The organism is Aquibium sp. ELW1220, from assembly GCF_030398385.1.
GTDB lineage: Bacteria > Pseudomonadota > Alphaproteobacteria > Rhizobiales > Rhizobiaceae > Aquibium.
Window position 1 is genome coordinate 50,517 of the sequence record NZ_JAOAOQ010000004.1, and the last position, 20,720, is coordinate 71,236.

The 20,720-nt window shown below is 67.8% G+C and carries 23 protein-coding genes; 11 read left to right on the plus strand and 12 right to left on the minus strand.

Translation table 11 applies throughout. The annotated features are described in order from the left end of the window. Window positions 1–176: 176 nt before the first annotated feature. The 4 genes from N1F91_RS04870 to N1F91_RS04885 all read right to left on the minus strand — a co-directional run bounded on the left by N1F91_RS04870 (window position 177) and on the right by N1F91_RS04885 (window position 3,449). A complete protein-coding gene (locus N1F91_RS04870) occupies window positions 177–713 on the minus strand; it encodes a PH domain-containing protein (RefSeq protein WP_289990618.1) in 537 nt (178 codons plus the stop codon). A 55-nt stretch (window positions 714–768) separates the two neighbouring features. After that, entirely contained in the window at window positions 769–2,199 is a 1,431-nt protein-coding gene (locus N1F91_RS04875; RefSeq protein ID WP_289990619.1) for an MATE family efflux transporter, read from the minus strand. 270 nt (window positions 2,200–2,469) lie between these two features. After that, on the minus strand, window positions 2,470–2,997 hold the full coding sequence (locus N1F91_RS04880) for a tetratricopeptide repeat protein (RefSeq protein ID WP_289990620.1): 528 nt from the start codon (window positions 2,995–2,997) through the stop codon (window positions 2,470–2,472). 101 nt (window positions 2,998–3,098) lie between these two features. Beyond that, window positions 3,099–3,449 (minus strand): DMT family protein, encoded by a 351-nt coding sequence (locus tag N1F91_RS04885; protein WP_289990621.1) that lies wholly within the window; start codon window positions 3,447–3,449, stop codon window positions 3,099–3,101. 153 nt (window positions 3,450–3,602) lie between these two features. Here N1F91_RS04885 and N1F91_RS04890 point away from each other — a divergent pair, with 153 nt between their 5' ends. Further along, window positions 3,603–4,025, plus strand: coding sequence for a DUF3775 domain-containing protein (locus tag N1F91_RS04890; protein WP_289990622.1), 423 nt, complete (start codon window positions 3,603–3,605; stop codon window positions 4,023–4,025). Window positions 4,026–4,223: 198 nt separating this feature from the next. Continuing rightward, entirely contained in the window at window positions 4,224–5,030 is an 807-nt protein-coding gene (locus N1F91_RS04895; protein ID WP_289990623.1) for an extensin family protein, read from the plus strand. Between the two features lie 6 nt (window positions 5,031–5,036). Here the strand turns inward: N1F91_RS04895 and N1F91_RS04900 are convergent, their stop codons facing one another. Then, entirely contained in the window at window positions 5,037–5,900 is an 864-nt protein-coding gene (locus N1F91_RS04900) for a DUF1206 domain-containing protein (RefSeq protein ID WP_289990624.1), read from the minus strand. Between the two features lie 145 nt (window positions 5,901–6,045). Further along, the gene (locus N1F91_RS04905) at window positions 6,046–6,645 is read right to left on the minus strand and encodes an NAD(P)H-dependent oxidoreductase (protein ID WP_289990625.1); all 600 of its coding nucleotides are present in this window, start codon (window positions 6,643–6,645) and stop codon (window positions 6,046–6,048) included. 90 nt (window positions 6,646–6,735) lie between these two features. Between N1F91_RS04905 and N1F91_RS04910 the strand changes: the two genes are divergently transcribed. Together N1F91_RS04910 and N1F91_RS04915 are read left to right on the plus strand one after the other, a co-directional pair. Beyond that, window positions 6,736–7,101 carry a helix-turn-helix domain-containing protein gene (locus tag N1F91_RS04910; RefSeq protein ID WP_289990626.1) on the plus strand — a complete coding sequence of 122 codons (366 nt, stop codon included), beginning with the start codon at window positions 6,736–6,738 and terminating at the stop codon, window positions 7,099–7,101. A 75-nt stretch (window positions 7,102–7,176) separates the two neighbouring features. Then, window positions 7,177–7,491 (plus strand): Dabb family protein, encoded by a 315-nt coding sequence (locus N1F91_RS04915; protein ID WP_289990627.1) that lies wholly within the window; start codon window positions 7,177–7,179, stop codon window positions 7,489–7,491. A gap of 207 nt (window positions 7,492–7,698) precedes the next feature. On the opposite strand, the gene N1F91_RS04920 is transcribed toward N1F91_RS04915, so the two are convergent. The 3 genes from N1F91_RS04920 to N1F91_RS04930 are packed head-to-tail and all read right to left on the minus strand — an operon-like array spanning window position 7,699 to window position 9,176. Next, window positions 7,699–8,082, minus strand: coding sequence for a VOC family protein (locus N1F91_RS04920; RefSeq protein WP_289990628.1), 384 nt, complete (start codon window positions 8,080–8,082; stop codon window positions 7,699–7,701). 1 nt (window position 8,083) lies between these two features. Then, complete coding sequence (locus N1F91_RS04925; protein ID WP_289990629.1) at window positions 8,084–8,755, minus strand: sigma-70 family RNA polymerase sigma factor; 672 nt, start codon at window positions 8,753–8,755, stop codon at window positions 8,084–8,086. A gap of 4 nt (window positions 8,756–8,759) precedes the next feature. Continuing rightward, entirely contained in the window at window positions 8,760–9,176 is a 417-nt protein-coding gene (locus tag N1F91_RS04930; protein WP_289990630.1) for an acyl-CoA thioesterase, read from the minus strand. A gap of 191 nt (window positions 9,177–9,367) precedes the next feature. On the opposite strand from N1F91_RS04930, the gene N1F91_RS04935 reads away from it, so the two are divergent. From N1F91_RS04935 to N1F91_RS04955, 5 genes are all read left to right on the plus strand, one after another. Further along, complete coding sequence (locus N1F91_RS04935; protein WP_289990631.1) at window positions 9,368–10,984, plus strand: GMC family oxidoreductase N-terminal domain-containing protein; 1,617 nt, start codon at window positions 9,368–9,370, stop codon at window positions 10,982–10,984. 191 nt (window positions 10,985–11,175) lie between these two features. Next, entirely contained in the window at window positions 11,176–12,387 is a 1,212-nt protein-coding gene (locus N1F91_RS04940) for a mandelate racemase/muconate lactonizing enzyme family protein (RefSeq protein WP_289990632.1), read from the plus strand. Window positions 12,388–12,458: 71 nt separating this feature from the next. After that, a complete protein-coding gene (locus N1F91_RS04945) occupies window positions 12,459–12,896 on the plus strand; it encodes a hypothetical protein (protein ID WP_289990633.1) in 438 nt (145 codons plus the stop codon). 8 nt (window positions 12,897–12,904) lie between these two features. Next, window positions 12,905–14,017 carry a hypothetical protein gene (locus tag N1F91_RS04950; protein WP_289990634.1) on the plus strand — a complete coding sequence of 371 codons (1,113 nt, stop codon included), beginning with the start codon at window positions 12,905–12,907 and terminating at the stop codon, window positions 14,015–14,017. A 24-nt stretch (window positions 14,018–14,041) separates the two neighbouring features. After that, complete coding sequence (locus N1F91_RS04955; RefSeq protein WP_289990635.1) at window positions 14,042–15,103, plus strand: alpha/beta hydrolase; 1,062 nt, start codon at window positions 14,042–14,044, stop codon at window positions 15,101–15,103. Window positions 15,104–15,127: 24 nt separating this feature from the next. On the opposite strand, the gene N1F91_RS04960 is transcribed toward N1F91_RS04955, so the two are convergent. From N1F91_RS04960 to N1F91_RS04970, 3 genes are read right to left on the minus strand one after another with little or no spacing between them, the layout of a single operon-like run. After that, complete coding sequence (locus N1F91_RS04960; RefSeq protein WP_289990636.1) at window positions 15,128–16,036, minus strand: NAD(P)-dependent oxidoreductase; 909 nt, start codon at window positions 16,034–16,036, stop codon at window positions 15,128–15,130. 4 nt (window positions 16,037–16,040) lie between these two features. Then, window positions 16,041–16,859, minus strand: a complete 819-nt coding sequence (locus N1F91_RS04965; protein WP_289990637.1) for a glycosyltransferase — start codon at window positions 16,857–16,859, stop codon at window positions 16,041–16,043. Between the two features lie 31 nt (window positions 16,860–16,890). Continuing rightward, the gene (locus tag N1F91_RS04970; RefSeq protein ID WP_289990638.1) at window positions 16,891–18,111 is read right to left on the minus strand and encodes an NAD-dependent epimerase/dehydratase family protein; all 1,221 of its coding nucleotides are present in this window, start codon (window positions 18,109–18,111) and stop codon (window positions 16,891–16,893) included. Between the two features lie 280 nt (window positions 18,112–18,391). On the opposite strand from N1F91_RS04970, the gene N1F91_RS04975 reads away from it, so the two are divergent. Next, window positions 18,392–18,799, plus strand: a complete 408-nt coding sequence (locus tag N1F91_RS04975) for a hypothetical protein (RefSeq protein ID WP_289990639.1) — start codon at window positions 18,392–18,394, stop codon at window positions 18,797–18,799. A gap of 176 nt (window positions 18,800–18,975) precedes the next feature. After that, window positions 18,976–20,715 carry a sensor histidine kinase gene (locus N1F91_RS04980; RefSeq protein ID WP_289990640.1) on the plus strand — a complete coding sequence of 580 codons (1,740 nt, stop codon included), beginning with the start codon at window positions 18,976–18,978 and terminating at the stop codon, window positions 20,713–20,715. The last annotated feature ends 5 nt before the right edge of the window (window positions 20,716–20,720 follow it).

Genomic DNA, 20,720 nt, shown 5'->3' on the forward strand with positions numbered 1-20,720 from the left:
CGACCTTTCCTTCGCCGACGCCTGCCGCGAATGCACTGCAATCTTCGGCATGGCACAAAAAGAAAACGGTCCGCGAGCCTCTGCCAGCGGAGCCGTGCCATATGAGTCAGCACAATATAGCAGCGAGACTTCGGATTTTCATCTGCAAAATATGCAGCCGGCGCGCTGGACGGACTTCATCGCTGGAAAATCGAGCGGCGTTCACCGGGTTCCGCAGGGGCAGCGGCGGGAACGAAGCCCCGCGCCGCATCGTCGATGAGACGGCCGATGACGCGAAGCGCATGATGCGGCCGCGCCAGATCCGCCACCGCGATGCTGGTGCCGCCGGCGATCTCGAACACCAGTGTACCCGAGCCGGTGAGGCGGCCGACCGGACCCTGCCTGAGCGTCAGACGCCGGATCAGGGCGTAGGGAATCTCCTCGGGCGCATTGCGGGGAAAGCCGGTATGCGCATAGACCGCATGCGGCATGACGTCGATGCGCACCGTGAAACGGCGCAGGACCGCGTGCGCGACGAGGAACGGCCCGCCGACGGCCAGCACCAGCAGGCACAGCCGCGCCAGCGCACCCTCCCCCCGGCCGAAGAACCACAGCGACGCAAAGGCTGCCGCGTAACCGCTGACGATCACCACGGTCGGAAGGAAGACGGCACGTGTCGACGGAAAGAACGGCCCTTCCGCCCCGACGTCCGGATTGTCGTTGTCGCCCCGCATGCGCCTGATTCGCTTCGCCCTGCCGCTGCGCAGGATACTACGGATCGCCCTTGCGTCAGGCTTGCGGAATGGAACCGGCCGCGGCTGTGGTGTCGCGGCCTTCGGCCGTGGCGCGGAAGACGCCCCAGCGGAAGCCGGTGCGCGCCCGCGACCGCGCGAGCAGCACCGCGACGACGCCGAGCATCAGCACCTCCGACGCCGGGCCGGCGAGCCAGATGCCGCCTTCGCCCAGAAGCGCCGGCAGCGCGAAGGTGAGCGGTATGGCGAAGGCATAGGTGCGGGTGATCGACAGCACCGCAGCCCTGCCGGCGTCGCCGATCGCCTGGAAATAGCCGGCGAGGACGAGGATGGGGCCGGCCAGCACATAGGCCATGGTGGCGATGGGCAGGATGCGCGCGATCTCGGCGATCGTGGCGGGATCGTCGACGAAGACGTGGCCGAGGCTGGCGCGCTGCGTGAAGAAGACGGCCTGCATGGTCGCGCAATAGAGCAGCGCTATCGTCGCGCCGAGCCGCAGGCTCGCATCCGAGCGGTGGTGGAGACCGGCGCCGAAATTGTTGCCGGTGATGGTCTGCACCGCCATGTTCAGTCCCATCAGCGGCAGGAAGGCGAAGGTGAGGATTCGCGTCATGACGCCGTAGGCGGCGACGGTCTCGGCATAGGTTCCGGTCGCCCAGAGCTGGAGCATGGCGATGATGGCGGCCGAGGCGCAGGCGATGCCCACGAAGCTCAGGCTTTGCGGCGCACCGAGCGCCAGGAAGCGCGGCCAGTCGCGGTTCCAGCCGTCGGCACGCAGCGCCGACAGCGGGATCGGCGTGTCGGCCAGCATGCGGAAGACGACGATCGACGCGAGCGCCAGGGCCTGCGCCATCACCGTGCCCCAGGCGGAGCCGGCGACGCCGAAATCGAGGACGACGATCAGCAGATAGTTGAAGGCGACGTTGGCGAGCGTCGCCACCAGGCTCGTCGCCGCCATCAGCCCCATGCGCCCCTCGCAGCGCAGCGTATCGGCATTGAGGCCGAGGAAGAAGGACACCGGCGCGGCAAAGACGAGGATGGCGATGTAGGAATGCCCCATGGCGGCGAGCGGCGCCGACCCGTTGGCGACCCAGAGCGTCAGCGGCCCGCCGACGGCGAGGAAGGCGGCAATGACGACCGCGCAGACGACGAGCGCCAGCGCATGCGCGGCGACATAGGCCCGCCGCGCCGCGGCATGGTCGCCCGCGCCGAGCAGCCGCGCCAGCACGCTGGCGAGCCCGCTCGCCACCACTGTGGAGAGCGCGACCAGCAGCATGTAGACCGGAAACAGCAAAGTGACGGCGGTGAGCGCATCGGCCCCGACGAAGGTGCCGAGGAAATAAGCGTCGACGACCGTGAGCAGACCGTTCATGCCCATGATGAAGACGATGGGCGTTGCGGTGCGCAGGAACAGCCCAGGCAGGGGACGCACGAGGAAGGGGTTCTCCCGACCGAGGGCGGTGGTCATGGTGGTGTCTCCGGATCCGATCGGACCGTTCTGGACGGTGCCCGCATTGCCATCGAGATCCGATCGACCTGGGGACGACGAACCGTGAGAGGCTTCACCGGAGCATGCGCTCGCGGGCGGCCGGTGCCTCGGACCGGAGGCTCGCCTAGGCCTGCCGCGGGCGCTTGTCAAAAGATTCTTCGCCGCCCGGGCTTCGGACCCGGGCGGCGAAGAAACAGTGTGGCGGGAACGCCGCGGTCAGGGTCCGAGCAGCCGGGCAGGCCGCCGGCTTCAGCCGTTCTGCGCCTCGAAGGCGGCGATGTGCTTCGACAGTTCGGCGAACTCGGCGCTCGACCGCCCTGCCCGCTTTTCGATCTCCAGCAGTTGGTCGCGGGCCGAGGCGAGATCGCCCATCTGCAGATGCGCTTCGCCGAGATATTCGCGCGTCAGCACATGGTTGGGGTCGAGCCGCAGCGCCTCCTCGTAATAGCCGAGCGCCACCAGAAGCTTGCCCTGCTTGCGATAGGAATAGCCGAGCATGTTGAAGACACCCGGCATCTTCGCGTCATAGGCGAGCCGCAGGGTCTCGATCGCTTCGTCGTAGCGGCCGGCATAGGCGAGCGCCCGGCCGGTCTCGAACAGCGATTGCGGGTCGACCGCGCTCGTCTTGGGTTCGCATTTCTGCTTGGCGTTGTTGTAGACCTGTCCCTTCGGACAGGTGGGCGTGGTGGTCTCGCCGCCGGCGGCTGCCGCCGGTGCAGACGACAGCGCGAGGCCGACGGCGGCAAGCGCCGCGCCATGCATGAGGATTTTCATCATCGTTGGATCCTTCCGTTCGAACCGAGCGCACCGCCGCTCCGCCTGGCGCGAAAACTAGATCAAAGCTGTCGCGAACGCACTCACTTTGACGTGACGGAACTTCAGGCGCGGAAGATGACCGCTGCGCCGCCGGCGATCATGGCAAAGCCGATCAGATGGTTCAGGGTAAAACTCTCCTTGAGATAGAGCACCGAGAAGACGGCGAAGACCGTCAGCGTGACCACTTCCTGGATCGTCTTGAGTTCGGCCGCGGAATAGACCTGGTGGCCGAGCCGGTTTGCAGGCACGGCGAGCCAGTATTCGAAGAAGGCGATCCCCCAGCTGGCCAGCACGACGACCCAGAGCGCGGAGGTCTTGAACTTCAGGTGCCCGTACCAGGCGAAGGTCATGAAGACGTTCGAGGCGACGAGGAGCAGGATGGGCAGGATCTTGGGCGACAGAAGCGCAGCCATGGGGGCATCCGGGCGGGAGGAATTCCCGCCGAGCTTTCGTCCGCCGCCGATCGCCTGTCAACGACGGATGCGGCGGCGTGTCGATTGCCAGCGCGCCGTCTTGTCGACATGATGCCGACGGGTCGAAGGGCCTGCGGGAGCGAGGAGACACCGGTGCGGAAATCCGTCGAGAAGAAGTGGGACCTGGCGATCGATCCGGACACGGTTCGCCTGTTCATCCTCAAGGCGAAGGCCATCAGTGCGGCCGTCAACGACGACTACCAGGACGGCACCGAGCACGAGGTGGAACTCGAGGACACCCACGCCGGCCACCACCACGACGGGCTGGCCGAGGAAGAAGAGCAGGACCTGACGGCCGAGGAGCTGCGCGAGCTGATCGCCGACCTGAACGTCGACGAGGCGGCGGATCTGGTCGCGCTGGTCTGGGTCGGCCGCGGCGACTACGACGCCGCCGAATGGGAGGACGCAGTGGCTGCCGCCCGCGAACGCGCCAACAAGCGAACCGCTTCCTATCTGCTCGGCCTGCCGATGCTGGCAGACTATCTCGAGGAGGGGCTCGAGGCGCTGGGGGCCTAGGCGCGTCCGCCATTTGAATCGCCGCCTCAGGTTCGGCCGCCAAGCCCCTGGAACGATTCCGGGTTTAGGGCCCGTTCGCCGGCGCGGCGAGTCCTCTTATCCCGCCTCGCTTCGGCCACACGTGTGAACGCGGGCGCAGACCTTTCCTTTACCCTTGCCGGCTATGGTCGCCTGTCTGACGGACGGGAACCGAAGTTCATGCGTAAGTCGTTCCTTCGCCCGGCGGGCCGCCGCACGGCCGCCGCGCGCTTTCCTGCCCTCGCGGTTGCGGGGCTCTTCCTCGCGGGGCTTGCCGGCCTGTCGGCCTGCTCGGTCGCCGACACGCTGCGGCCTGACGTCGACGTCGGCATGCGGACCGCCGCCGTGCCCGCGCGCGGGCTGCAGGCGCTGGTGCCGTCGAACCCCTTCATGGCCGGCTATCCGCGGCTGAACGAGCCGCTGGCGACCGAGGCTGTCATGCCGGCCGAGGAGGTGCAGTGCCGGCGGCAGCTGAAACGGCTCGGCGTGCGCTTCCGCGACATTGCGCCGATCCGCGACTCGGCGTCCTGCGGCATCGACTGGCCGGTCGAAGTGTCGGGCTTTTCGGGCAATGTCGGCATGAAGCCGGCGGCGACGCTGACCTGCGACATGGCGCTGGCCTTCGCCCAGTGGACCGAGGACGAACTGGCACCGGCCGCGCGCTGGCGCTATCTCTCCGGCGTCAGGACCATCCACCAGGGCTCGAGCTATTCCTGCCGCTCGATCGCCGGCACCCGCACCGTCTCCGAGCATGCCAAGGGCAACGCACTCGACGTGATGCGCATCGAGCTGAAGAACGGCAAGGACATCGACGTCCGCAAGCCCGGCTGGTTTTCGTTTCGCGAGAAGGGGCTGCTGAACAATGTCCGCTCCGACGCCTGCGGCTATTTCTCGACCGTGCTCGGACCCGGCTACGACGCCGCGCACAAGGACCACTTCCATTTCGACATCAAGGAACGCCGCAACGGCACCAAGGCCTGCCGCTGAGTCGCCTCACATCGCGGCGCGGGCGCTCGCCTGAAGCCGTGCCGCCAGCGTCTCGATCGAGCCGCCCGCGACCTTGGGCACGACCCGGAAGGCTGCGTTGACGAAGCAGAACAGCGCAAATCCGACGAGACCGACGCAGATGGCGGCGACGAGGACCTGGCCGTAGGGCTGGCGGGTCAGCCAGGAGAAAGCGTCCTGCAGGCCGCCGGCCGCCCCGGCATTCGCCCACCACGCGGCATAGAGGATGAGCCCCCCGACGATGGCGATGACGGCACCATGGGCGAAGAGGCCGGCGCGCAGCGCGCCGTTCCAGTGGGTGGTGAAGTGGTTGGCGACGAGGTGGCGGCGGTAGGTCTCCTTCCAGCCCTTCATCGCGTAGGCCCCGGCGGCCCCCAGCACAACGAGGCCGAGGGCCGCGACGACGAAGCGGCCGCCCGGCCATTCCATCAGCGCCGACAGCGTGCTGCGCAGCGTCGAGCCGTCGGAACCCTCCGATCCGCCGCCGGCGAAGAGCAGCGAGAAGGCGGCGCCCGCGATCGACAGGTGGATCAGGCCGGTGACGGCAATGGCGATGCGCGCGGCGATGCCCTTCGCTTCCGTGCCATGGTCGTCGAGATCCCAGATCGCGTCGATGACGCGCCAGGCGGCATAGGCCAGCATGCCGATGAATATGAGCACCAGCACGATGCCGCCGCCGGTGGTGTTCTCGAGATCGGCCAGCGCCGACTGCGTGCCCTGCGCCTGTCCGCCGCGCCAGATGGCATAGAGCGAGAAGCCCGCGACCACCAGATAGACGAGGCCGCGCCCAGCATAGCCCATGCGCATGACCGGAACGGACCAGGACAGATCGGGGTTCGGCATGCTGGCCATGGAGGCTCTCCCATTGTTCGGGAGAAAACCGCTGCGCACCGGCTTGGTTCCGGCAGCAGGTGGCGTTCGGGACGCGAGACGCGGCGCACGGAACACGCCGCAGTCTGTGGCGGGCGCGGGCCGGAGACGGCCGCGCCCTGCCCGCTCAGGCGGCCTTCGCCTGCGCCGCGTCGGCCGCGCGGGCGGCCGTCAGCGCATGCGCCCACCAGGCGAACTGGTCGAGCATGGCTTTCGCGCCGTCCTCGAGATGCGCGATCTCGCCGAGCTTCGCCTGCCCCTGCATCAGCGCCATGAAGTCGGGCATCAGGATCTGCACGGCGGCCGAAACCGGCACCATCTGCAGAACGCTGAGCTGGTTGCGCAATTGCACGACGGCACGCGCCGCGCCCGCGCCGCCATAGCCGACAAAGGCGGCCGGCTTCTTGCTCCATTCGCGGAAGGCATAGTCGATCGCGTTCTTCAGGACGGCCGTCGGTGCGTGATTGTATTCGGCCACCGTGAAGACGAAGCCGTCGAGCGAGTCCACCTTCGCCTGCCATTTCAGCGCGATCTCGTTCTTTGCCGGAGCATAGCCCAGAGGGGCGCCCTCCTCGAAGAAGGGCAGCGGATAGTCGCGCAGGTCGACCATCTCGACCTCGAAATCGCCGCGCTGGGCGGCAAGGTCGAAGATCCACTGCGCCGGCTTGTCGGCGAAGCGCGCCGGGCGCGTCGAGCCGATCACTATTCCAATCCGCGGTTTGAACATGCTAGTCTCCTTTGGAAACGATAAGAGGTATCGAATGGATACCCGCTTACTCTAGGAGACTGCCGGGATGGCCCGCAAGGAGGCACTTTCGTGACACCGAGGCACCTGCACGAAACCGAAGACTGCCGCGCGGTCAGCGCCGTGCTGCAGCGCGTCGGCGACAAGTGGACCGTGCTGGTGGTGAGCCGCCTCGGCGCCGGCCCGATGCGCTTCAACGAGCTGCGCGCCGCCGTCGGCGGCATCTCGCAGAAGATGCTGACCACCACGCTGCGGGCGCTGGAGCGCGACGGCTTCGTCACCCGCACCGTCTTCCCCACCATCCCGCCCCGCGTCGACTACGAACTCACCGACCTCGGCCGGGAACTGCTGGTGCCGGTGCAGGCGCTGGGCGACTGGGCGCTGAAGAACATGGCGCGGGTGGAGGCGGCACGGGAGCGGTTCGATGGCGAGGGATGACAGGCCACAGGCGGCCGGGTCGGGCATGACGCACGCGGGCCGCCGCGATGCCCGCCGTTCATCAGGAGAAATGCCATGATCCGCCATATCGTCCTAACCCGGTTCAAGCCGGACATGACCGAGAACGAGATCGCCGACATCTACGCCGGGCTTTCGGCGCTGACCGACTCGCTGCAGGGAGCGCGCGGCTTCACCGGCGGCCGCTCGGCCAGCCCCGAACGGATCGAACGCGGTTACATGCACGGCTTCGTCATCGATTTCGATGGCTGGGCGGAGCTGAAGGCCTATGCGGATCATCCGAAGCACCGGGCGCTCGGGGCACGGATCGTCGAGAACGCCATCGGCGGGATCGACGGCGTTCTCGTGCTCGACCTGGAAGTGGCGGTCTGAGAAAACTGGCGGACTAAAGCATGTCGCGATCTTTCAGATGCGCTCCGCACGCTTTAGGTTGTCGTTTCGCGCATGTCTTTCACCCGAAACCGGTGCCCACTTTCGGGAGACATGCTTTCGCAGCAATCGTTCCCGGTGTTTCGCTTGATCGGCTGGCTGATTGTCGAAACGTCCCGTCCCCGCACGAAAATCACCGGATGCGCGCCATCACCCCAGTCGCCGCGGCTTCTCCGCCGGCTGATACAGCGACAGCACGTGGCCGTCGGGATCGGCATAGTCGCCGGACCAGCCGCCGGGGGCGTGGCTGACGGGGGTCACGATGGTGGCGCCCTTTTCGACGAGGGCGGCGGCGACGTCGTCGATGCCGCCGTCGTCCAGGGTGAAGACGATGATGGGCGAATCGCCCGGGCGGGCGTCGCGGACGAAGAAGATCAGGTCGACGCCGCCGGCCGTCGACGCGATCAGGAAAGCTTCGCTGCCCTCCTTGACGCGCTGGACGTCGAGGCCGACGACGTCGCGCCAGAAGCGCTCCGTGCGGTCGAGGTTGGCGACGTAGTAGCAGATGTTGCCGATGCGGGCCTGGCCGAGCATGTCATCCTCCTGTGGGTTGCCGGTACCCCTGATGGCCGCCGGACGGGAAAACGTGAGGCCGGCCAGGCGAAAAATCGAACGCGATAAGGTGACCGTCGGGGTCGTGGCTCGCGAGTGCCACGCCCGGCCGCCGCGCGACGGGCAGCAGCGCCCGGCGGATCGCGCCGAAAGGCAGCGGCAGGGCCGGCGCGGCGCCGGCCGCCTCTCCCCCGGCGGCGCGGAAGTGCCGCCAGCGGGCGCGCAGTGCCGACAGTCGCTGGCGCAGCGCGGCATCGCCGGCGCCGGTGACGTGGGCGATCTCGGCCCGCGTGGCGCCGGCGCCGGCAAGCAGCGCCACGAGGCGCAGGCCGGCGGGCAGCGTCTCGACGAAGACCTTCGGCAAGCCGGACCGCCCCGCCTCCGCGGCGGCATCTTCGGTTGCGGGGCCGGTGCCGGCGGTGAGGTCGGCGAAGGCCGCCTCGCGCCGCACCCGGCGCATACTGCTGCGGCGGGCGGTGGCGGCGAGATTGCGGATGGTGCCGGCGAGCCAGGGTTCGAGGTCGCGGCCGGGCAGACGGCCTTTCTGAAGCGCCAGGATCAGCGCTTCCTGCAGCAGGTCGTCGGCCTCCTGCGCTCCGCGCGCATGGCGCCGCGCCAGCCCCTGAAGCAAGCGGAGACGCGACGCGTCGAGCATGGCGTCAGACCGGGCGGGCGGACTTGCCGTCGACCGGCACCGGCTTCGGCCGCCCGTCCGCATCCAGCGCCACCATGACGAAATCTGCGTCGGTCACCTTCTCCATCAGGTCGGAGAGATAGCGCTGCGCCCAGGCTTCGACCTTCAGCGTCATCGAGGTGCGGCCGACGCGGGTGATGTGGGTATAGATGCAGAGCGTGTCGCCGATCTTCATCGCCTTGGCGAAGGACATCTCCTTCACCGCGGCGGTGACGACGCGGCCCTTGGCGCGCTCGGCGGCGCGGATGCCGCAGGCCAGATCCATCTGCGCCATGACCCAGCCGCCGAAAATGTCGCCCGCGGCGTTGGCGTCGGCGGGCATGGCGAGCGTGCGCAGGGTGAGTTCGCCGGTCGGCGCCGGTTTCGCTTCGGTCTCGCTCATGCCGTTGGTCCGCTCCGTTCAGGCTCCCCCGGTTGGTAGCGAGCGCCCCCGGCCGCGTCAACGCACCGGTCGGCACGGCAAGCCGTCGTTTTTCTCACAGCCGGCGGCGCTGTGGGAGCAAGACGCGGGCGGCTGCGCGGGTCTAGTCTCCGGGACCGACCGCCAGGGGGACGAGCGCCGGACGCGCAGCCATGCAGACAGCAGATTTCATCATCGTCGGCGCCGGGTCGGCCGGCTCGGTTCTCGCCGAGCGCCTGTCGGCCTCCGGCAGATACTCCGTTATCGTGCTGGAAGCCGGCGGCACAGACATGCGCTTCTACGTTCAGATGCCGCTCGGCTACGGCAAGACCTTCTTCGATCCCGCCGTGAACTGGAACTTCAAGGCCGAGCCCGATCCGGGGCTGGCCGGCAATGCCGACCACTGGCCGCGCGGAAAGATCCTCGGCGGGTCGAGTTCGATCAACGCGATGGTCTGGGTGCGCGGCGCGCGCGAGGATTATGACGACTGGCGCGACGCCGGCAATCCGGGCTGGGGCCACGACGACGTGCTCAAGGCGTTCAGGGCGCTGGAGGACAACGAGGCGGGCGAAAGCGACTGGCGCGGCCGCGGCGGCCCGCTGCATGTTTCCGACATGCGCGGCAAGGTGCATCCGCTGACCCGGCTCTATCTCGAGGCCGGCCGCCAGGCGGGCCTGCCGCTCAACGAGGATTTCAACGGCGAGAGCCAGGAGGGTGTCGGCATCTACCAGCTGACCACCCGCGACGGCCGGCGCATGTCGGCCGCCCGCGCCTTCCTGCGGCCGGCGATGAAGCGGGGAAACGTGCGCGTGGTGACCGGCGCCCACGTCTCGCGCATCCTGTTCGAGGGGCGCCGCGCGGTGGGCGTGGAGTATCAGAAGGGCGGACGCATCGAACAGGCCCGCGCGGGCCGCGAGGTCATCCTGTCGGCCGGCTCGGTCTGCTCTCCGAAGCTGCTCGAACTGTCGGGCGTGGGCGATCCTGCGCTGCTGGCGGGGCTCGGCATCGACGTGAAGCACGCCAACGCCAATGTCGGCGAGCACCTGCAGGATCATCTCGGCATCAACTACACCTGGAAGGCCAGGCAGAAGACGCTGAACCAGGTGCTGCGCCCCTGGTGGGGCAAGGCGCTGGTGGGGATGCAGTACCTCTTCGCCCGCTCCGGTCCGCTGTCGATGTCGCTGAACCAGGGCGGCGGCTTTTTCCGCACCGATCCGTCGCGGCCGCGCCCCAACATGCAGCTCTATTTCCAGGTGTTCTCCACCGTGCTGCCGCGTCCCGGCGAGCGGCCGATCCTGTCGCCCGACCCCTGGCCGGGCTTCTCGATCGGCCTGTCGAACTGCCGCCCGTCGAGCCGCGGCGCGATCCACATCCGCTCCGCCGACCCGAACGAAGCGCCGAAGATCGTGCCGAACGCGTTTTCGACGAACAGCGACGTGGCCGAGATGCTGGATGCCGTGAAATATCTGCGCAGGCTGGCGTCCATGCCCGCACTTGCCCCGGTGATCGCCGAGGAGGTGCTGCCTGGCCCGTCGGTCCGGTCGGACGAGGACCTCGTCGCCGATTTCCGCAAGCGCTCCGGCACCGTCTACCACCCGGTCTCGACCTGCCGCATGGGACCGGACGCCGCGACCGCGGTCGTCACCCCGCGGCTGAAGGTGCACGGGCTGGAAGGCCTGCGCGTCATCGACGCCTCGGTGTTTCCGTCGAACGTCTCCGGCAACACCAATGCCGCGGCGATCATGACCGGGTGGAAGGGGGCGGAGATGGTGCTGGAGGATTGTGGCTGAGGCTTTCCGATGTCATCGATGCCTGTGCTTATGGGGCTAGGACGCAGTCCTGGACAAGCCGCGTCCAGTCGCGCCCCCCTCTGTCCTGCCGGGCGGGGCGAGCCACCGGTCTCGCCCGGCCCGGCAGCCCAGAGGGGCGCGCGACGGAGCGATGCGCCTGCCGTAATTCAAGGAAGACCGGGAGACTCAACATGAAGATCATCGACGTCAAGACCTGGGTCGTGGGCAATCCGCCGCCCGGCATCGGCGGCAAGTATTTCATCTTCGTCAGGCTGACGACCGACTCGAACGTCGTCGGCTACGGCGAGGCCTACAATGCGAGCTTCGGGCCGCATGTGACGGCGCGGATGATCGAGGACATGGCCGAGCGCTACTTCATCGGCCAGGACCCGCACGACATCGAGATGTTCTTCCGCCGCTGCTATTCGTCGGGCTTCACGCAACGCCCGGACGCCGCCGTGATGGGCTGCTTCTCGGCGCTGGAGATCGCCTGCTGGGACATCATCGGCAAGGAGGCGAACAAGCCGGTCTGGAAGCTGATGGGCGGGCGCGTGCACGAGGCGCTCAGGACCTACACCTATCTCTACCCGCACGAGGGCTCGGTCCACACCGAGGACGTCGGGCCGAAAAACGTCTACAACGATCCCGACATGGCGGCCGAATGCGCGGCCGAATACATCGCGCAGGGCTTCACCGCGGTGAAGCTCGACCCCGCCGGCCCCTACACCGCCTTCGACGGCCACCAGCCGCGCCTCGTCGACATCGACCTGTCGGCGCGCATGATGAAGGCGATCCGCGAAGCGGTGGGGACGAAGGCCGACATCCTGTTCGGCACGCACGGCCAGTTCACCGCGTCGGGTGCCCTGCGCATGGCGCGCGCCATCGAGCCCTACGATCCGCTCTGGTTCGAGGAGCCGGTGCCGCCTGATATGCCCGAGGTGATGGCGCAGGTGGCGCGCGGCACCTCGATCCCGATCGCCACCGGCGAGCGGCTGACGACGAAGTTCGAATTCGCCCGGGTGATCGAGAGCCGCGCGGCCTCGATCCTGCAGCCGGACCTCGGCCGCTCGGGCGGCATCCTGGAGACCAAGAAGATCGCCGCCATGGCCGAGGCCTTCCACATCCAGGTCGCGCCGCACTGCTATTGCGGGCCGATCGTCGGCGCGGCCAACATCCAGCTTGCCGTGACGCTGCCGAACTTCCTGATCCTCGAGGCGCTGAAGCAATGGGACGGGTTCCACGAAACGCTCTTGAAGAAGAAGATCGTCTGGCAGGACGGCAACGTGATCCCTTCGGAAGAGCCGGGACTCGGCGTCGAGCTCGACGAGGCGGTCTGCGAGGCGCATCCCTATGCCGGCAAGGCGCTGCATCTGCAGATGATGCAGACCCCTTTGATGCCGTAGCGAGAACCCGGCCTGTGCGGCGACGCAGAATCGGCTAGGATCGTTCCGAAGAGGTGGAGGGGTTCGCCGTCATGTCGCTGATCCAGAGGCTGGGGCTGGCCTATGCCGTCCTGTTCTTCCTCGTGGTGGGGATCGGCTACGTGCCGGCCTTCGTCGACGCGGACGGGCAGCTGTTCGGCCTGTTCTCGCTGCAGTGGTACGACGACCTGCTGCACGCCTTCTCCGGCGTCTGGGCCTTGGTGGCGGCCTTCGTCTCGCACCGCGCCTCGGTGCTCTATTTCAGGCTCTTCGGCTCCGTCTATCTGTTTGACGGCGTGCTGGGGCTGGTCACCGGTTCGGGCTGCCTCGACGGCGGCATCTTCGTCGACGGCTTCCGGTCGTTCAACGACATCGAGTTGCCGGTGCGCTTCTTTGCCAATGCACCGCACCTGGCGATCGGCGGGATCGCGGTGCTGATCGGCTTCTGGCTGGCGGGCGGAGGCGGCCGGCGCCCCCTCGCCACCGCCTGAGACGGCCGATGCGCCCGCTGAAATGGCTCGTCCGGATGATCGTGCGGCTCGTCGCGATCATCCTCCTCATTCCGATCCTCGGTTTCGCCTATGGCTGGCTGACCACTGCAGACCAGCCGCCGGCGCCGCGGTCGCAGGCTGCGCCGGCGGCGATCGCAGCACAGCTGCGCGAGGGTATTCCCGGCTATCAGAGGCCGGAGGAATCGACTTTCCTCACCTATCCCGAATGGGCCATCGTCTACGCAGCGCGTGACTATGCCGCCTTCGTCGCCGGCCGCAGCGAAAGCGACTTCCCCTACGTCGCCTATATCGGGCGCTTCTGGCAGGACTATGCCATCGTCGTCCGCGCGACCGCGGGCTACCCCTTCAATGCGCAGAACCACCTGATGCTGGTGGTGATCGGCACCAGCCATACGATCGAACACGGCCTGCAATGGGCCTGGGAGAACACGATCGGCCGGCTGACGGAGTGGTCGGCGGACGGGGGCAAGACCGCGCAGGATGTGTATCTGGCCGCAACCGCGGCGGAGTATGCGGCCTTCCTCGACCAGGTCCCGTGGTACCGCTTCCCCTATGCACGGAAGCGGGCCGAGCTGTGGCGGATACCTGTCGCCGAAGGACGTGCTGGAATCCGCGCGTGGGAGCGCAGGCTGGCCTTCGGCCTGTCCTACACGATCAAGCAGGCCTATGCCGACCTGATCGCTTCCGGGCTCGAAGCGACATCCGAGGCGGCGCAGTCGCAGATCTACGTATGGGCGCAAGGACCGGTGACCGACGCAATCCGCGGCGAACCGGATACGGCGCTGGAACGCGAGTTCGACGCCGACGGGACCGTCTTCGTGACCAAGCGCTACCAGGCCTTCACCGAACTCCTGCCCCGCCTCGTGGACAAAGGTCTTCGCTTCGTAGAGATCGGCGGCAACCAGAACGTTCTTTTGACTGTCCTGTCGACGGAACCGCCGATGACGCCGCCCGGGGTCCGGCAGCTCTTTTCGCATGCGCTCCCCGCCGATCCGTCGCGCCTGCGGACGGGCTTCATCGTTCCTGTCTCCAGCCTGCACGAGGTGTTGCCCATGCTCGATTCTCGTGGCGATCGACTGGAACACGTTTACGATTACTAGAAGGACTGCGGGTAGAAGGGACGCATGCCGCCGTCCATCCGCAATCTCGTCGTGGTCGCCGTTCTGGCCGTGCTCGTCACAGGCATCGGCTTTCGCATCCTGGCGTCGAGCCGCGAGGCCTATGGTCCGGAGACCGTCGCGGGACCCGGCGCCACCTTCGCCGACGTCCAGGGGTTGCGCATCCACTACGAGGAATGGGGGCCGAAGGACGGCCGGCCGCTGCTGCTCGTCTCGGGCGCCATGGCCTGGTCGGGCACGTGGCGCGCGCTGGCAGAACCGCTGGCCAGAGCCGGCTACCGGATCATCGCGCTCGACCTGCCGCCTTTCGGCATGTCGGACCGCCCCTCCGCCGGACTCTACACTCGGGCGCGCCAGGCGGCGCTGATCGCCGGCTTCGCCGACGCCATGCGGCTCCAGCGCTTCACGCTCGTCGGCCACTCCTTCGGCGCGGGGGCGACCATGGAGACGGCCTTCGCCAATGCGGCGCGGATCGAGCGGCTGGTCCTGATCAGCGGCGCGATCGCACCCGGCGGGACGACGCAGGGTTCGCTGGGCAAGATGATGCTCGGCGTGGATTTCCTGCGACCGCTCGCGGTCTCCTCCACCTTCACCAATCCGCTGGCGATCAACATCGGCCTGAAGAGCCTCGTCCACGATGCCTCGGTCGTTACGGCCGAGCTGAGCGACCTCTACAGCCTGCCGCTCTTCATGCGCGGCACGACCGGGGCGATCGGCGACTGGCTGATGACCGGCCTGTACGCCGACGAGAGCGAATCGCTGGCGGCCGACGAAGTGAACTACCGGCGCTTCACGCAGTCCGTGCTGCTGGTCTGGGGGAAGCAGGACGCCGTCACGCCCGTCTCGGTCGGAGAGACGCTGTTCCGGCTCTTTCCGGCTGCGCGGCTGGAGGTGCTGGACGGCGTCAACCACCTGCCCCAAGTCGAGAAGCCGGCCGAGGTCGCAGATCTGATCGCGGCCTTCATGGGCGGTGGCGCGCGCACCAGCCCCGGCGCCGCGCAGGTGGCGCGCAAGCCGCTGCCGCTCGTCTCCGCGGCCGGCCTGCGCGGCTCGGTCGAAGGCGACTAGACCGACCTCCGACCGGCTGACGCTTCAGCGCCGGAGCGCGCGGCAAACTTCGGGCAGTGCGGCGACCGTCTCTTCCAGCAAGGCCCGTCCTCCGGGCTGCCAGCCGAGGCTTTCGAGCCGGTGCGCGGCCATGACGTTGAGGGCGCTGGCGTCCGCCTGCTCCGGAAGGGGGTGGGTGCAGCCGGTCGCGTCCTGAACGATCGCCAGGAGTTCCCGCCGGTCCAGCACGAGGTCGGAGACGTTGAAAAGGCGGTCGGCGAGGTCGGCCGCGTCAGTCTCGAGCATCATGCGCACGGCGGCGGCCACGTCGCGCCCATGCACCTCCGTAGCAACCCTCGGCGAGACGTGAACCCCGGCCAGATAGTCGTCGATCAGGCCGGACCATTTGTGCGGCAGGCCGGGCGAGGCCGACCCGTAGACGCCGGTGACGCGGAGGCTGACACCGACGAAGCGGTCGTCGGTCAGCATGTCGAGCGCGCGCTCCGCTGCATGCTTGACCTGACCGTAGACGGTGTCTGGATGCGCGACCACGGTTTCGTCGAGCCCCCTTCCCGGCGCCTGCGTGCCATAGGCGGCGCGGCTGGACAGGAAGACGACGCGACGGACGCCCGCACGCTTCGCCGTCTCGAACAGCGCGATCGTACCGTCGAGGTTCCTGTGGCGGAATCCGTTCGGATCGTCCCCCTCCCCGCCGCGATATCTTCCGGGCAAATGGTCGAGGGCGGCATGGACGAAACCGTCGATGCCGTCGAAGCAATGCGACTGGTCGACGTCCGGATCGAGCGATCCGATCGCCACGCCGACGCCGCGCGGCAGACGTCCGGCGGCCGGCTCGGTGCGCGCCATGACAATGACCTCATGGCCGCTCGCCAGGAGGTCGTCGACGACAAAGCGACCGACATGGCCGGTGCCGCCCGATACGATGATTTTCACGTGCTCATTCCTTCATGCCGGCAGGCCCCGGAAGGGTTCCGGGATCGGGGACCGGCAGGTCGGCGTCGAATGCCTTCCACAGGTCGATCAGCGGCTGCAGCCTCTCGACCTTCGGATGTCCGTTCTCCCAAGGCTTCTCGTACTGGTAGTGGATCACCCGAACGGACGTCCAGTCCCAGAGTTCCGGAAGATTGAACCAGACATATTGCAGCATGTTGTCGAAGACCGGCAGGCCATGCCAGTCGGGGAAGAAGGCTTCGAGGAAGCTCTGGTCGGTGCGGCGCCAGAAGGCGCCGGGCGAATCGAGGCGATCGAGCATGGCTGCGAAGGTCGACCGCGACGGCTTCGCGACGAAGACGCCGGAGTTCAGCCGATGAAAATCCGCCAGGCTCTCGCAGACATTCGGCGCCGCGGAAAACTCGGGATAGGAGAACAGCCTGTCGATGCTGCGCAGAACGATGGTGTCGGCATCGAGAAAGACGACGCGTTCGTACTCTTCCAGTTCCCACAGCCTGAGCTTGACGAAATTGTCGAGCGGCGTGTGGAAGGCGGGCTTGCGCCCCTTGGTGAAAGGCGCGTCGGCGTGCAGCTTCTCGCGCGCATGCCGCTCGTTGAAGGCATCGGAGGTGGCAAGCAGCCCGGCCGCGACCAGGCGCACGCCGAGCGCCTCCAGCGGTGCCAGCGCCGCGGGCGCGACGCCGCCGGTGTGCAGCACCACGATCTCGGCCCTGGTGCCGGTCCGCTTCAGCGATCGCACCAGCGCCGCCGCGCCCCGGGCGTAGTCGGCATTGGTGACGAGGGTGGCGTAGGCGTGGCGGGTCATGCGGGTGGACGCGCCGACATGTCGTCGCGGCTCACCCGACGCTCTTCAGCCGCTTTCCCTCCGGATCGCGGTCGATCTTCGGCGCGATGTCCCTGGTCCAGGCCGAAACGGCAGGGATGCGCGCGCGGTCGACGCGATAGGCGAACTTCTTCGCCACGTCGATCACCTCCGAGAGCAGCCCGGCTTCCAGCGTGATGGGGTCGAGGCCGAGCGCCAGGAACTGCTCGTTCTTCACGACGAGGTCGTTCTCGGCCGCCTCCTTGCGCGGGTTGGGCAGATAGGCGACGCGGCCGCCGGCGATCCGCGCCACCATCTCGGCCAGATCGCGCACGCGGTGGGTCTCCGTCATCTGGTTGAAGATCTTGACGCGCTCGCCGCGCTTCGGCGCGCTCTTCAGCGCGATCTCGATGCAGCGCACCGAATCCTGGATGTGGATGAAGGCCCGCGTCTGCCCGCCCGTCCCGTGCACGGTCAGCGGATAGCCGATCGCCGCCTGGATCAGGAAGCGGTTGAGCACGGTGCCGTAGTCGCCGTCATAGTCGAAGCGGTTGACGAGCTGCGGGTGGAGCCGGGTCTGCTCGGTATGCGTGCCCCAGACGATGCCCTGGTGCAGGTCGGTGATCCGCACGCCGTCGTTCTTGGCGTAGAACTGGAACAGAAGCTGATCGAGGCACTTGGTCATGTGGTAGATCGAGCCGGGATTGGCCGGGTAGAGGATCTCCTGGCTGACGGTATCGCCGCTCATGGTCTCGATGCCGACCGGCAGATAACCTTCCGGAATCGCCGCGCCGACCGTCGAATAGCCATAGACGCCCATCGTGCCGAGATGGACGAGATGCGCGTCGAGATCGAGCTCGACCATGGCGTTGAGCAGGTTGTGGGTGGCGTTGACGTTGTTGTTGACCGTGTAGTTCTTGTGCCGGTCGCTCTTCATCGAATAGGGCGCGGCGCGCTGCTCGGCGAAGTGGATGATCGCGTCCGGCCGGTTTTCCGACAGCCAGCGCTTCAGCACTTCGTAGTCGCGCGCGATGTCGATCAGGTGGAAATGCAGGCGCCGCCCCGTCTCCTGGTGCCAGATGCGGGTGCGCTCCTGGATCGAGTCCATCGGCGTCAGCGACTGGACGCCGAGTTCGGTGTCGATCCACCGTCGCGACAGATTGTCGAGGATATGAATCTCGTGTCCGAGGCTGGACAGGTGCAGGGAGGTCGGCCAGCCGACGAAGCCGTCGCCGCCGAGAACTGCAATCTTCATCGAATCGGTTCCTTTCCGTTCGTCGCCCAATCCCCCGCTAACACCTCTTTGTGACAGGAATGGCTGCCGTCGCAAGGCCGCGCGACGCGGCGTCATTTTCTCCGGCGTTCACGAGCGGCCCCAGGTGGAACGCTTGGAGCCGGCTGCGAAGCGCACCTGTTGCAGCAGGGCAACAGATGAGACCCCTCCTTTGGTCCGCCACAGTTCTTCCCGGATTCGAGCCAATTGCGGCCCCGATCGCGCTCTAGTCCCTGTTATCGGAGGATATGAGGACGGGACCATGCTGAAGCCTGCTTTGATCGCGCTGACGATGATGGGATTCGACTGCGACGAGCAGCTGTGCGTGCCGGTCGACGCGCCGGTCCGTCACTACGCGACGATCGGCGAATGCGAAGCGGCGCTGGCAAGTGCGCTCGACTCGGAGATGCATCGTTCCTATCCCCTGCTCAAGGCGCAGTGCGACAGGCAGGGCGAGCCGGACCTCCTCGTGGCAGGCTCGCCGGCGGAAGAGCCAAGCGACGACGAGCGCGGCGTGCTCGGGCATGGCTTCGCCTATGCCGGACGCACGGGGGAGTATCTCGTCTACCGCACCGCCGACGGCGTGGTCGCCGTGCGCGACGGCCTAGGCTGGGCCATCGACCGCGTCCAGGGCGGCGCGGCTCGGGCGCTGGCGCTGCTGGCACGCTGAAAACCGGCCTCTGCGGGCGAAGACCCTGCTCCGTTTCCGCTGGGTCCGTGCCGCTTCCATTGCATCCATGGGTGGAGGGCGGCATAAAGTCATGCGAGAGGTCGCCCGGCCCGCCAGCGGCGGCCCGGAGATGGGGAAACGTCCGGCGTGGCCGGACGGCTGAGAGGAACCGACCGTTGCGGCTATCGCGCCATCTGGCCCGGCACACGTCGGCGCCCAGGACGCTGAGGTTTCACCTGATCGCCTTCGCGGCGATCCTGGTGCTGCCGCTCTTCGTCATCGCTGCCCTGGCCGTCAGCTGGTTCGCGCAGGCCGAGCTCTCGGCCAATGAGACGAGGCTGCAGCGGCTGGCGCAGGACATCTCCGCCTCGGTCGATCGCGACGTCGTCGGCTGGCTGACGGTGCTCGACACGCTCGCCACCTCCGAACTCCTCCGTGCCGGCGATCTGGCAGGGTTCCACGCCCGCGCCAGGGCGGCGCTTCGCAACCGCGACGTCCACGTCATCCTCGTCGGCCGGGATCACCAGCAGATCCTCAACACCCGCGTGCCCTTCGGCAATCCCCTGCCCCGCGTCAGTGACAGCGACAGCATCGAGACGGTGTTCCGGACCGGCAGGCCCTACGTTTCCGACGTCTTCACCGGCAGGGTCTCCGGCGATCCCGTGGTCAACGTCGAGATCCCCGTCTTCACGGGGGAGAGGGTCGACCAGGTCCTGCTGATCACCTTCTCTCCGAGCCGCATCGGCGAGATCATCGCCAAGGAACAGCTCGGCAAAGGCTGGACCGTCAGCGTGTCCGACCGAAAGGGCAACATCCTGGCGCAGCGGCTGGACGGCACCGCACTCGTCGCGCCCCAGTCCATCGAGAACGCGCCGGACAATGGCTCGGGCATCATTCAGGAGGTCGGTTCCGGCGAGACCGAATGGGTGGAAGGGTACCGATGGTCGCCGACCACGGGCTGGCGAACCTCGGTGCGCGTGTCCCGGTCGCTGCTCGACGCGCCATTCTGGAACAGCATGACGGGCCTCGGCGCGCTGGCGCTGCTGGTCGGCCTGGCAAGCACGGCGCTGGCCACGGTGCTCGCCAGGCGCATCTCCCTGTCGATGAGCAAGCTTCGGCTGGCCGCCAGCGACCTCGCCGCCGGCCGCGCCATCGAGGCCGCGCCCCAGCCGATCGCCGAGGCGAACCTCGTGGTGGACGCGATCCGCCAGGCCGCCAACATCATCAGCGACCGCACGCAGGCGCTGGAGGCGAGCGAGGAGCAATCGCGCCGGCAGGTCGACGAGATCAAGCTCCTGATGGGCGAACTGGCCCACCGCAACAAGAACGTCATGGCCGTGCTGCAGTCCATCGCGCGACAGATCCTGCGCCGCAGCACCTCGCTGGCGGAATTCCAGGAGAGCTTCGATGCGCGCATCGCCGCGCTCGTCCGCTCGAACGACCTGCTCTTCGGCGCGGCCGGCACCAATGGCAGCCTGCGCGAACTGGTCTGCCGCCAGCTCGCGCCCTTCGTCGACACGCAGACCGAACGCGTCGAGATCGGCGGCGAGGAGGTTCAGCTCAAGACGAATGCGGTACAGAGCCTCGGCCTCGCCCTGCACGAACTGGCGACCAACGCCACCAAATACGGCGCCTTGAGCGGGGCCGACGGAAAGGTGATCGTGCGCTGGGAACGTGTCGGCGCCACCGGCCTCGACCTGTCGTGGTTCGAACGTGGCGGCCCGGTGGTCGCCGAGCCGACCCGCTCGGGATTCGGACAGGTGGTGATCGAGAGACTGACCGCGCAGAACCTTTCCGGCACCGTCGACTACACGTTCGAGCCGTCGGGCGTGGCCTGGAAGCTGCGCGCTCCGGACGTGCTGCTCGGCCTCCCGGAGGGTACGAGCCTCCGCGAGCCAGCTCACGCCGAAGGTTGAAGCGT